Here is a 12,749-nt window from a genome sequence, read left to right as displayed (position 1 = left end):
GGTTATAATGCGCTTCCCTTGGCTATTTCATTGCAACAGGAAGAGTTATGAAACTCGCAAACAGCCCTATTACTGAGCACCATTTCAACGGTCATCATTTTTATCTCAAACGTGATGACCAGTTGCACTCACAGTTTAGTGGTAATAAAGCCAGAAAATTCATGTTTCTACTGGACGCTGACTTGCCTCATGTAACAACACTGATTGGCTATGGCTCTGCGCAGGCTAACTCGTTGTACTCTATGGCAGCTTTAGCTCGCATTCGTGGCTGGCAACTAGAGTTTTATGTTGACCATATTCCTGCATGGCTAAAACAGCGCCCAATTGGCAACTACCGTGGCGCTCTGGAACTTAACGCTAACATCATAGAAACCCGTCCATTTGGTCTGCATCCAAGAGAGTATATTGAACAGATTCGACAGCCAGATGAAAGCTGTTTGTCTGTACCTGAAGGTGGACGTTCAAAATTAGCCGAAGCCGGTGTCAAACAACTGGCATCAGAGATACTGGAATGGATTCGCATGCAACCTAAACAAGAGTGGTGTGTCGCACTTCCTTCGGGAACAGGCACTACGGCGCTCTTTTTGCACAAAGCACTTCAACCTCATGGAGTCCAAGTTGTCACCTGCCCTTGTGTCGGTGGTGCCGAATACCTTACGGAACAGTTCCACGAGCTGGGTGAAACAAGCCATCCAGAGATACTGCAACTTGATAGCAAACACTACTTTGGCCATCTCTATCGTGAAGATTTTGATATCTGGCAACAGCTTCATGAACAAACTCATGTAGAGTTTGATTTGCTCTATGACCCTCTAATGTGGCGCTGCTTAATCTCTTGGCTGCAAAAAGAGTCATTTGCAAACGCTGATATACAAACTGAAAAACGCCCTGCACTCATCTATATTCATCAGGGTGGTCTGTTAGGTAATGAGAGCATGCTTCCTCGTTACCAACGCCAATTTGACCTATAAGGAACAGCTTTATGCCTAAATATTTTGCCCTATTGTTAGTACTTTTTAGCCCTATCTCGATGGCTAAAACGATCTCAACTCCGGCGACTCCCGTCCCTGTAGTTGTCGATGGCAATGTAGGTAAACGCGTTTGCTACTATCAAGACCAAGCTTATTCAGAAGGTGCACTATTGCAGGTCGGAGAGCTATACATGATTTGCCAAGCAGCAAACAACTTTGAAACTAACGGGCAGTTAAAGTGGGTTCAACTCAACAATGAAAAGAAGTCTCACAAAGAGTGATTAATGTGTGAGATGAAGAAGCCTACTCGATACCAAACCGATCAAAGTAGGCTTCGAGATAATTATTGCCCCATGACTACACGAGCATTAATTGCTTGAATCGGACGGTTGTTATGCCCCATCAACTGTTCAAACTTCTCAACCTGATCGGCTGAAATGGTCAGTGGCTGTTTCAATACCAACCAACGTACACCTTCAGAACACGGCGGTGTAGTTAATGAGCCATTAAAGCGGTAGTACTGCTTTTCTTTTGGTAACAGAGACGTCACGTCAAACGGTTTCGACAGATCCGCTTTTGCTTCTTCTTTCGGCGCTACAGCCAGCAGTTTTGCTAACTCAGCATTCTGCTCACCCAGTTTAAAAAACAGAGAAACAACCGCTAAGTGACCATCTTTATCAGCATGAACATAATGTGCTTCTAACGGATAAGACTGCCCATCAATGTGGTTTTCTGAAGGGGTATGAAAATGGAACTGCTTTAGCTCAAAAGCCTTATTATCAACCCACAATGTATTCTGCTCAGAAACAGATGCTTGCAGAGTGTGACCATTGTTAGTGATAGACACTGCCTGACCCGAATAATCAAACTTAAGGTTTTTCAGTTCTGCTTTTATTACAGCGCTGATGTCGACAGGACTTTGGTTTTGCCCTTGAGCACATATCGCTGAAACCTTACCCCAATGCTCAGGCGCATGCTCCCCGTGATATCCCCAATCAGAAGCTTGAACTTGGCTCATTGAAGCAAGAATCATTGCAGCAGCCACTAGCGTTTTTTTCATTGTTTATCCCTGTTCACTAATAGAAAAGCCGGATAATTACACAGAGCATTAACCGAAAAATCGATGAAATCTTTGATTACTCAATTGTGATATATCCAAGTCACTGAAGTTAGATACTGCTGCAAATTTTTAATTAGCTAATACCTTCTATCCACTTTCAACACAGAGATAACTTCATTCTGATTTCATTGCTAAACATGCTCAAAGTAATCGTCCAGCATTGGCGTTAATAGTGATAGCCACTTGCCATACGCATACGAGTTAAGGTGGAGGTCGTCTGCACTGCAAGTTAATGGCAAGACACCTTGCGGGCATATTACCGCATTCAAATCGATGTACTTTGCTCCAGTGTTGTTACACAGTTTAATGAGTTCTTGGTTCAACTGTGCCACCAGAGGATTTAACTCGTTTAGTCGCTGACCAACAAATAACGTCGATTGTACCCATACCTCGATATCTCTCTGATGCCAGTAGTTCAGCATCTGGCTATAGTTCTCCATAATTTCGTCAACACTATAGCCTTGAGACAAATCGTTAATTCCAGCCATCATGCAGATGAGTTTCGGCTGACAGGCGGTGGTGCTTTCGATTCGATACTTCATTCCATCCGTTGTATCGCCACTCAAACCACGGTTTGCTAACGTCACGCCTTGAATACCATCGTGCCAAGGCCCCCATTCTGTTATGGAATCACCATACATCACCAGTTCGACAGGTTTAGCAAAAGCTATGTGGTTATCTTGGGTTTGCATAAATCGGATCACCTTTTGAGTACGTTGATTAAGATCGAGCGACTGAGCTATCTGCTTAAACTGCTCTGGAGCAATACTGAAATCTTCAAGTGATTGGGTTAGCTTCTCAACGTCTGTTTTAAATCTCGAAATTCGAGTAGTTAAATCGTGTTCATCACGTAATGTATATAGCTGTTCGACCAGAGTGTAAAAATGTTGGGAAGGGTTAGCTTGATAGAGCTTTACCAAGTCTAGGCATTCAGCGTTCGTGAGTTCATTTAAAAGCTCTTCTCTGGTCATTTATTGATTCCTTTCTTCTCATCTGATGATAAAACCGATGAAAGTCTTACATTTGCCATCAATTTTTTCGGAAAATGCTGGTAAGGGCTTGCTATTACCCTACAAGACGCATAACACTCTCACCTCAAGAACGATGAATATAACCACGAATAAGGGGCAATATGAATCATTTGATATCAGTAAGTGCACTTGAGTCATTTTTAGTTGCAATCAGTGTACTTTTCCTAGGGCATTTCATTAATGCCAAGTTGCCAATTCTCAACAAATTTAACATTCCTGAGCCAATTGTTGGCGGCTTGATTATCGCCTGCGCTATTACAGTACTGCATTTTTATGGCGTCGATTTGGAGTTTGATTTACCACTACAAAACACATTCATGTTGATGTTCTTCGCCACGGTGGGTCTTGCGGCCAACTATACACAGCTGATGAAAGGCGGAGCAAAAGTGTTTATTTTCTTAGCTATCGCATCCGTCTATATCATCATCCAAAACGCCGTGGGGGTGTCACTGGCAACGGCCTTGGGTTTAGAGCCACTAATGGGCTTAATAGCAGGTTCAATCACGTTGTCTGGCGGACACGGTACAGGTGCAGCATGGTCTCAGACTTTCCAAGATGTCTATGGCATGAATAACGTTCTCGAAATCGCAATGGCATCGGCTACTTTTGGTCTGATCATCGGCGGCATTATCGGTAGCCCTGTTGCACAACGTCTGGTGGAAAAGAATAATATTGAGTCTGAGTACGGCAGAGGTTCTAAAACACACGAGAAATTCCCAGAATTGGTTACCTACAATGAGTATGAAGAAGATAAAGTGACAGCAAAGAAAGTCATTGAGAAGCTGTTCTTTCTACTTATCTGCGTGACTGGAGCAAAGTATTTGGAACTTTGGGTCAGCTCTTATGAAATCTCATGGCTGATGATTCCCGACTTTGTCTACGCTTTGTTTATTGGTGTCATCATTACCAACTTCTTAGAAGTCACTAAAATCCGAAAATTAGACGCTGAAACCATCGATATGTTGGGTACAGTATCTTTAGCCTTGTTCCTAGCCATGGCGCTAATGAGCCTTAAACTGTGGAACATTTTCGACCTTGCTATTCCATTCTTAGTCATTTTGGCGGTTCAGTCAGCCATGCTTGCGGTATTTACCTATTATGTGACGTTTAAAGTCATGGGCAGCAACTATGACGCGGCGGTTATTTCGGGGGGACACTGCGGTTTCGGTTTAGGAGCAACGCCTACAGCGGTGATGAATATGGGTTCTATCGTTAACCGTTTTGGACCATCACCCCAGGCGTTCATGGTGGTTCCGATTGTCGGCGCATTCTTCATCGACATTGTTAACCTGATCATACTGCAGGGCTACATATCGTTTTTAGGTTAAGCAGACCTAAAGGCTAGATACAAAGAAAGGTACGCAATGCGTACCTTTCTTTTTCAGATAAGAAAAAAGACGCCATCAGGCGTCTTTTAACATTAATTTGGCGGTGAGCAAGAGATTCGAACTCTCGATACGTTGCCGTATACACACTTTCCAGGCGTGCTCCTTAAGCCACTCGGACAACTCACCGGAGGTTAACCATAACGGCTAACGAGGCGCTAATTTAATGATTCAGCTAATGATCGTCAAGGAAAAATCCCAAAAAAAGCGTTCTAACTAAGTTATTTGCTTACTAATTGGCTAAATTGAATATTTTCCCTACAACTGTGTTTTGTTTATTTCGCTGTATCACATCGCACGATAATAACCGGGCACTTTAAACCAGCGGCGACACATATCAAGGAAGTAGCCATAAATCACCCCCATACCACAAGAAACCACAGCGTTACTCGCAACGGCTGTCATTATTTGGTCTGTAGAAGCACCAACGGTGTATAGGATTGCAGCATATACTGGTGATTGGAAAAGCACATAAGCCACGAGATCTGACACGTTTTTCATCAAACTGGTTTCTGAAATACGTCGACCTTGTCTCAGCATAAAATCTCTAAATACGCCGTATGGCCAAGCGATGGCGATATTTACGGGAATAGAAAGAGTTCGCGACGCTAGTGACTGCTCGAATGTCATCTGAGAGATAAATATTTCAATAATCATCCCCGATACAAAGCAGAAAACAACCATTGCAAAAGTGTCCGCAGCAGCATGACGTATACAAAAAGGGCCACGAGCTTTCATTTATGTCCTCACAAGATAATAAACTGCAAAATTAGCGCTCTCATAACACATATCACCACCATAAAAAGATCAGGCAGTTAATGGCGCCATTAGAGCACAACTTATATAGTTTTTGATCTCGTATTTTTATTCAGTTACTAAATAAACAACCATAAATGAAATGCAAAGTAGCATCTCTCTCTTATTTCACACAGTTATAACAAATGATTCAACTATGCTTAAAGGTTTAAATTTTAAAACGTGGGTCTCTTCTAATGACCTAATAATCTGAAAGCAATATGGTTACTAAATCGATAGATTCTTTAGGAGGAATCTCACCTTCTTCTAGATGAGATTTTACCGCTGTCAGCGCTGTGACCAATTGGCTGTCACTAGGCAGTTCCAAGGAATGTTCTAATAACTCAACTATGTCCAACGCTTCACCGACGGCTTTATTTTCGATAGCAATATAGAGTTTGACTAACAACTCCTCAGCGCTGCCACTAAAAGCCAACTTAGGCATTTCTGAATGGTACTGGTAAAGCTTGTTAATGTGCTTATAGAGAGCATCATCCAGCTCACCTGCATTGATAGGTTTCGCGACTATCGAGTCTGCTCCGGCATTCAACAGGCTTTCTCTTGTGTCTTTAAACACATCTGCAGTACAGCCGAGGATCAGAACTTGAGATTGAGGGCCTTCCAGTTGGCGGATTGAATGTATAGCTTCAACGCCGTCTTTGACGGGCATGTGGTTATCCATAAGAATGAGGTCAAATTGCCCATTCGCAACTGCTTGTATTGCAAGCTCACCATTTTCGACACATTCACATTCAAAACCTTTATTTTTCATAAACGTTTCGATGATCATGGTATTGGTGCGGTTATCTTCCACTATCAATACTTTCAAACCAGAATAGCTTAAATGACGTGAGTGATTACTCTCGACCAATTCAGGCTCACAAACATCAATCTTCAGATTCACTTGAAAACTGGTGCCAATATCCACCTTACTGTTAACGGAAACCGTTCCTTCCATAAGTTCAGCGATCTGTTTAACAATCGCTAAGCCTAGGCCTGTGCCACCAAACCGTCGGGTGGTTGAAGATTCGGCCTGTTCAAATGGTCGGAATATTTTCTCCTGAGCCGCCTTCTCGATACCAATACCAGTGTCACGGACTCTGATACTGAGATAAAGCTGGCCATCGAGCTTCACTTCGCTGAAAAACACTTCCACAAAACCACGCGAGGTAAATTTCACCGCATTGTTTAACAAGTTAAACAAAATCTGACGAATTCTCGCCTTATCGGAAAAGTACCAGCGATTTGCAGGTACTTCTGAGTAGACCTTAAATTGCAAACCTTTTTCATGACAAAGGGAGGAGTAAACACTAGTGACACTGCCAATAATAAATTCAAGTGGGAACTTGCTATTATCAAGCTCCATGTGCCCTTGTTCGAATTTAGAGAAATCGAGCATCTCATTAAGCAGTGACATCATGTGTTCGCCAGACTCATACAGGCTTTTCAACTGTTTACGTTGCTGAGGTTTTAAGTCCCCACGCAGTAGTATCTGAGCCATACCGAGAACGCCGTTCATTGGCGTGCGAATCTCATGAGACAGCGTAGCAAGGAAAATACTTTTAGATTTTGTCGAGGCTTGCGCTTTGATTTTCTCCGCTTCCAAATACACAGTCTTTTGATTGAAGGTATCAATCAAATAACGAATCTCATCCTGGCTGCGGTAAGGAACATCAATGATGCCACCCTCTTTTGAATCATCGACTTTTTGTGCAATCACCACAATTGGGTTAATCAGGTAGCGATTAATTAAGTAGTAACCCAACATCAGACAGAAAAGTAGTAGTGGCAAGATCCCCTTCTCGACACTCATCACTAAGTCAAACACATCATCGTCGACCAAGCGATGCGAGTTCACTACATCAAGCTTCCAGTTAAAGTCACCAAAGGCGTATTTACTGACATACGCTCCATCCCGCAACCGGAAATTATGCTCTGTAATAGTTGAACCGTATGAGTCTCGCAGCGAAACACCCAGTTGGTATCTCTCTGCATGAAGTGAAATCAGTGCAGTCAAACTTTGCAAAGATAGATCAACCGTGGCTACCCCAGCAAATTCACCGTTTACATAATACGGCGAAGTCACTGTGATCATTTGGATCTGAGTGAATGAATCCACATAAACAGGAGACCAAAATATACTACCGCTTGGTTCTTCCATTCCTGCCACATACCAAACTTCACTGTCATATCCGCCTGATTCTGGATTATTCCAAGAGTGGAGCTGGTCGACTTTGCCATCTGTGGCTCTGTTAAAGAACAAGCCTTTGTACTTAATATAAGGGTCAACACTGAACGGCTTAGGCCAAATACCACCGCTGATGACAACGTCATCGACAGTAGAAAATATCGAACGTAGCATGCGTGAAGCCTCTTCTTGGCTTTCTGATGCTTGAGCAATACTAACTATACTTTGCAGAACGCCCACCGAACGATTGAGAGGGTCTAAAACTTGCGACGAAAGAAGCTCAGCACGCAAGTCCAAATACTGCTTCAACTCTTTTCTGAAAGGGGAATCCACAGCCAAATAAGTCAGCGAGCCAATTGTGGCCAGGAAAAAGCACAAATACACGATGAGAGCGAACATGCTCTTGCGCTTTAATGATGAACGTATTTCCATAAGCCTTTGATAAAAAATCCTTTAGCAACAGTATAGTGAAATTATATGGGAATTTACTCATAAGAAGGCTGCAAATGTTAATCCAAACCGCATTTTGTTTGTTAAAAAACGGGGTCTTCTGTGAACTCGCATCAAAAGACGGTTAAGGGTAAGATAGTGCTAATTTTTGCAGTAAAGTATGGAACCCTATTTTGACCTTACACGATATCCTTACCCAACCTGAATTTGAAGATAAGTTGCTTAACGAAGCTAAGTCACGTGGCTTTGTTGCTGCTATGGCCTGTGCGCCAAACATTCTTCCTCCGCAGGAATGGTTACCTTTCCTTTGGGGGGCGAAGAAGTCGCACCTTTTAGTGATGGTGAGCAACTAGAAACTTACATCCAACATATTATTGATATGTGGAACCAATATCGCTCTTCATTTTTAGAAGGTACTTGGGTTTGGCCTGAAGGTTATGACCTTGACGAAGAAGAAATCGTTACCGATTCAGTACGTGATTTCTGTGAAGGTGTATTGCAGGGTTGGCAGCTTGCCCGCGATGACTGGGAAGTGCTAATGCCAGAAGAGAGCCAAGATAATGCCCTACTGGGCGGCGTTCTTCTTTCTCTCAGCATGCTTTACGATCCAGAGACAGCGCTGACGACTTTAAATGAACAAGGTATGGAAGGCTTAGATCAGTTTGAAGAGATCTACGCAGCGATTCCGGTCATGCTATGTGGCTTAACTCAGCGCGGTGTTGCTCTTGCTGAGGCACAGTAGTACTCATCTTCTATGAGAAACAAAGAAGCCAGCATTATGCTGGCTTCTTTCATTTTGATTGGCGTATCAATTCGTTGCTAGCCGCGCTTAAGCGTTGCCTTTTACCTTGATATTAAGCTGCTCCGCGAAATCCAACATACGATTTAGTGGGATCAAAGACTTAACACGTAACTCTTCATCAACAAAAATTTCGTGTTCGCTGCCACCATCTTTTAATGCTTTTTCAATCGCTTTTAAGCCGTTCATTGCCATCCAAGGACAATGCGCACAACTACGACAAGTCGCACCTGCACCTGCTGTTGGCGCTTCAATTAGCTCTTTCTCAGGAACCAACTGCTGCATCTTGAAGAAAATGCCTTTGTCTGTTGCGACAATCATTTTCTGATGAGGGAGTTCTTTCGCAGCTTTGATCAACTGACTTGTAGAACCTACTGCATCAGCCAGTTCAACAACACTTGAAGGTGATTCTGGGTGCACCAAAATTGCCGCCTCAGGATAAAGGCTCTTCATCTTCTTCAGTGCATCTGCTGAAAACTCATCATGTACCACACACTCGCCTTGCCAAAGCAGCATGTCTGCGCCAGTTTTGTTAGCGATATAAGAGCCAAGATGGCGGTCTGGTCCCCAGATGATTTTCTTATCTTCTGATTCAAGTTGCTCTACGATCTCAAGTGCAATACTCGACGTTACTACCCAATCAGCTCGCGCTTTTACAGCAGCAGAAGTGTTCGCGTACACAACCACAGTATGGTCTGGGTGCGCATCGCAAAACTCTGAAAACTTATCAGCAGGACAGCCTAAATCAAGCGAGCATTCTGCTTCTAACGTTGGCATTAAAATACGTTTTTCTGGGGTAAGAATCTTCGCAGACTCGCCCATGAAACGTACGCCAGCGATAATCAATGTGCTTGCTGGGTGGCGGTTACCAAATTTTGCCATTTCCAGAGAATCACCAACAAAGCCGCCTGTTTCTTCCGCAAGGGCCTGGATTTCTGGGTCGGTGTAGTAATGCGCGATTAAAACTGCGTCTTTCTCTTTTAGCAGCTCTTTAATACTCGCAAGGTAGGTTTGCTTCTCTTCCGCCGATAATGGAATCGGTTTTGGAGGGAATGGGTAAACCGTATCGATTTTATCTAATATATGGCTCATTGCTCATGCTCTATGCAACTTCCTTTAATTCGGGCATTGTACACCGACATAGAATAGATAGGCAAAAATGATTCTTTTGCGCAGCGACAGTAAATTTGCCGGCTCAAGAGCGATATCCGTTGCTTTAGCTAAAAGTGAAAGAAAAAAGAAGCTGCCGTTTGGCAACCTCTTTCCTATCATCTGCTTTATTACTTCAGATTTTCACTGGCGACTTTCGCTGAAGCACTGGTTGGGTATTCATCAACCACTTGTTGATAGTACTTTTTAGCCTGAGCTTCATTATTGTTTCGTTTAGCAATATCGCCTAACTTCACTAAAGCATCTGCTCGCTTGTTAGATTCTTTGTAAGAAACTACTGCAGCAAAACTGGTCGCAGCTTCTTTATCTTGTTTCTTAGCGAAGTACAGTTGCCCCAACCAATAATGCGCATTTGGTGCAAAGTTCGAGTTTGGATAATCTTTTTGGAATTGTTGGAAGGCGGCTATCGCACCAGCGTAGTCACGTTTCTTCAGAATTAGGTCTACGGCATTTTGATAAGCCGCTTGTTCATCTGCATCACTGCTGAATGTGCCTTGAGGAACGTCTTCATCGTTAGATGCAGCCGCCGCAGGTGCAGGCTTTTTCATTTCACCACGAACACGGTCAAGCTCGACAAACAACTCCCTTTGGCGTTGTAACATCTGCTGCATATCGTAGTTATTTTTTTCTATCTGCCCACGTAATTCATTGATTTCGAGAGCCATGGTGTCTAGCTGCTGCTGCATTTGCACTTGAAGGCGCGCACGAGTTTCAAGCAGACGCTCTAATCGCTGAACTTCCGATTCTGAAGAAGCTGTTCGAGTAGAAGAGGCTTGGCTAGATGAATTATTGCTGAGATCAGATACTGGAGCTGGTGCAGCGAACGAACTGTTCGCTGCACTTGCCAGTAACGTAAGCGTGATCAGGCGCTTTAAGTTACTGAACATGAGGTTCATCCCCGAATTAGTATACTAGAACTGCGCGGCGGTTCTTAGCATATACTTCGTCAGATTGGCCAAGAAGAAGAGGCTTCTCTTCACCGTAGCTAACGATAGAGATTTGGTCAGCTTGAACACCTAGTGCTTCTAGGTATTTAGCTACTGCTTGTGCACGACGCTCGCCAAGTGCGATGTTGTACTCTGGAGTACCGCGCTCATCAGCGTGACCTTCGATAGTTACTTTAAGGCTTGGCATTTTGCTTAGGTAAGCTGCGTGAGCCGCTAGCATTTCTTCGTAGTCGCCAGCGATAGTTGCGTTATCGAATGCGAAGTAAATTGTTGAAGTTTCACGTAGAGCTTGCTCTTTAAGCTCTTGCTCAGAAAGCTGACCGTTTTGATCCATTGGAGAAACAACAGTTGTGTCAACTTGGTTAGCTGAACCTGAAGTTGATTGGTTAGTTGTTTCTGAACCAGCGTTGCTTGCTGCGTCATCGCTTGAACTACAAGCTGTCACTGCTAGTACAGGTAGCGCAATTAGTAGCCCTTTAAGAACTTTATTAAGTTGCATCTTGTTTTCCTTTATTTTGTATTTTTCGCTATAAGAACGGAGACCAGGCAGGAGCGCGTACACGTCCGTTGGTTGCCGGTAATCTAGCTTTAAATCTTCCGTCTATTGAGACCATCGACAATACGTTGGTCTTGTTGTAGATGGAACTGTATATAACCATACCACCATTCGGCGCAATACTTGGAGACTCATCAAGCAAAGTTTTTGTAAGAACTTGTACTGATCCCGTTTCCAAATCTTGTTTTGCCAGGTTAAAGCCAGAGTTTGAACGATTCACCATAACGAGGAATCGACCATCCGGAGTAATCTGACCGCCTAAATTTTGGCTGCCCTGCCAAGTCAAACGCGTCGTTGCACGGTCTGACAAATTTACTTGATATATCTGTGGTTTACCACCCCGATCTGATGTAAATATGAGCGATTCACCATTCGGATGCCAAAATGGCTCCGTGTTATTTGAGCGACCACTCGTTATTTGCGTCAGCTTACGGGAAGCTAAATCCAAGGTATACACTTGTAGACTGCCTGTTTTAGACAGTACTAACGCCAACTGTTTTCCGTCTGGAGAAAATTTTGGTGCCCCATTATGACGTGGGTATGACGTCACTTTTTCACGAGTTCCGGTGTAGATGTTCATCAGATAAATTTCTGCCTGACCATTTTGGAAGCTAACGTAAGCCAGTGTTTTGCCATCCGGTGACCATGAAGGCGACATAAGAGGCTGCTTAGAACGAAGAACCAGTCTTTCGTTGTAACCATCGTAATCTGCAACACGTAATTGATATGGGTACGGATCTTTATCGTTCACGACCACATAAGCAATACGAGTTAAAAACGCACCTTTTTCTCCGGTGAGTTGTTCGTAGACAAGATCTGAAATTCTATGCGCGTATTCACGTAGTCGCTTCGCAGGTACGGTCGCAACCTTGTTGAACAGTACATGATCTTTAGAAAGAACCAACTGGCCATCTGAACTCAACGATTTACCTTGCCCCTGAGTCAGTTGCCCACGTACAACGTCTACTAGTTGATAATTGATAACATAGTTACCTTCAGCATTTTGGGTAATGCTTCCTGTAAGCAGCGCATCGACACCGATACTGGTCCAAGCATCAAATTTCACTTGTGTTTCAGTGTACGGAGTTTGCGGCATTTTGCTTGTAGGAATTGGGCTGAATTTCCCACTTCTTTGTAGGTCTGATGAAATAACAGCCGAAACGTCTTGTGGTAACGGAGCGGAACCTTCCCATTTGAATGGAACAATGGCAATTGGGCGTGCAGAGTTAATACCGTCGGTAATAACCAGCTCCAACGCTGCATTGGCAAATTGCAGACTACTTGTGATGACAAGTACACATCCTAAAATCAATCGCTTAAACACAAGCTTTATCCTT

The 12,749-nt window shown here is 43.4% G+C and carries 11 protein-coding genes, 1 tRNA gene and 1 pseudogene; 4 read left to right on the top strand and 9 right to left on the bottom strand.

What is annotated here, in order from left to right; genetic code table 11:
* Window positions 1–47 precede the first annotated feature (47 nt).
* Together P4S58_RS04860 and P4S58_RS04855 are read left to right on the top strand one after the other, a co-directional pair.
* Window positions 48–971, top strand: coding sequence for a 1-aminocyclopropane-1-carboxylate deaminase/D-cysteine desulfhydrase (locus tag P4S58_RS04860; RefSeq protein ID WP_102968166.1), 924 nt, complete (start codon window positions 48–50; stop codon window positions 969–971).
* A gap of 11 nt (window positions 972–982) precedes the next feature.
* A complete protein-coding gene (locus P4S58_RS04855) occupies window positions 983–1,252 on the top strand; it encodes a DUF1496 domain-containing protein (RefSeq protein ID WP_102968165.1) in 270 nt (89 codons plus the stop codon).
* Between the two features lie 62 nt (window positions 1,253–1,314).
* Here the strand turns inward: P4S58_RS04855 and P4S58_RS04850 are convergent, their stop codons facing one another.
* Together P4S58_RS04850 and P4S58_RS04845 are read right to left on the bottom strand one after the other, a co-directional pair.
* A complete protein-coding gene (locus P4S58_RS04850) occupies window positions 1,315–2,031 on the bottom strand; it encodes a carbonic anhydrase (protein ID WP_102968164.1) in 717 nt (238 codons plus the stop codon).
* 191 nt (window positions 2,032–2,222) lie between these two features.
* Complete coding sequence (locus P4S58_RS04845; RefSeq protein WP_102968163.1) at window positions 2,223–3,062, bottom strand: SGNH/GDSL hydrolase family protein; 840 nt, start codon at window positions 3,060–3,062, stop codon at window positions 2,223–2,225.
* A gap of 161 nt (window positions 3,063–3,223) precedes the next feature.
* Between P4S58_RS04845 and gltS the strand changes: the two genes are divergently transcribed.
* Complete coding sequence (gene gltS, locus P4S58_RS04840; RefSeq protein WP_042488227.1) at window positions 3,224–4,450, top strand: sodium/glutamate symporter; 1,227 nt, start codon at window positions 3,224–3,226, stop codon at window positions 4,448–4,450.
* 98 nt (window positions 4,451–4,548) lie between these two features.
* Here gltS and P4S58_RS04835 read toward each other — a convergent pair.
* The 3 genes from P4S58_RS04835 to P4S58_RS04825 all read right to left on the bottom strand — a co-directional run bounded on the left by P4S58_RS04835 (window position 4,549) and on the right by P4S58_RS04825 (window position 7,922).
* Window positions 4,549–4,636, bottom strand: a tRNA-Ser gene (locus P4S58_RS04835).
* Window positions 4,637–4,795: 159 nt separating this feature from the next.
* Window positions 4,796–5,245, bottom strand: a complete 450-nt coding sequence (locus P4S58_RS04830; protein ID WP_042486582.1) for an L-alanine exporter AlaE — start codon at window positions 5,243–5,245, stop codon at window positions 4,796–4,798.
* Window positions 5,246–5,504: 259 nt separating this feature from the next.
* The gene (locus P4S58_RS04825; RefSeq protein WP_219726085.1) at window positions 5,505–7,922 is read right to left on the bottom strand and encodes a hybrid sensor histidine kinase/response regulator; all 2,418 of its coding nucleotides are present in this window, start codon (window positions 7,920–7,922) and stop codon (window positions 5,505–5,507) included.
* A 188-nt stretch (window positions 7,923–8,110) separates the two neighbouring features.
* Here P4S58_RS04825 and P4S58_RS04820 point away from each other — a divergent pair.
* A pseudogene (locus P4S58_RS04820) lies at window positions 8,111–8,682 on the top strand (UPF0149 family protein).
* A gap of 87 nt (window positions 8,683–8,769) precedes the next feature.
* Here the strand turns inward: P4S58_RS04820 and nadA are convergent.
* The 4 genes from nadA to tolB all read right to left on the bottom strand — a co-directional run bounded on the left by nadA (window position 8,770) and on the right by tolB (window position 12,736).
* Window positions 8,770–9,831: a quinolinate synthase NadA gene (gene nadA / locus P4S58_RS04815; RefSeq protein ID WP_102940619.1), complete on the bottom strand. Its 1,062-nt coding sequence runs from the start codon at window positions 9,829–9,831 to the stop codon at window positions 8,770–8,772.
* 188 nt (window positions 9,832–10,019) lie between these two features.
* A complete protein-coding gene (gene ybgF / locus P4S58_RS04810) occupies window positions 10,020–10,796 on the bottom strand; it encodes a tol-pal system protein YbgF (RefSeq protein ID WP_102962790.1) in 777 nt (258 codons plus the stop codon).
* A 16-nt stretch (window positions 10,797–10,812) separates the two neighbouring features.
* Complete coding sequence (gene pal, locus P4S58_RS04805) at window positions 10,813–11,355, bottom strand: peptidoglycan-associated lipoprotein Pal (RefSeq protein WP_042486596.1); 543 nt, start codon at window positions 11,353–11,355, stop codon at window positions 10,813–10,815.
* A gap of 28 nt (window positions 11,356–11,383) precedes the next feature.
* Window positions 11,384–12,736 carry a Tol-Pal system beta propeller repeat protein TolB gene (gene tolB, locus P4S58_RS04800; RefSeq protein WP_102962670.1) on the bottom strand — a complete coding sequence of 451 codons (1,353 nt, stop codon included), beginning with the start codon at window positions 12,734–12,736 and terminating at the stop codon, window positions 11,384–11,386.
* Between the last annotated feature and the right edge of the window lie 13 nt (window positions 12,737–12,749).

The sequence above is a fragment of the Vibrio sp. Hal054 genome, from assembly GCF_037162405.1.
GTDB lineage: Bacteria > Pseudomonadota > Gammaproteobacteria > Enterobacterales > Vibrionaceae > Vibrio > Vibrio diazotrophicus.
Note: the sequence above shows the minus strand (reverse complement) of the source record. Positions and strands in the feature narration are given on the sequence as shown.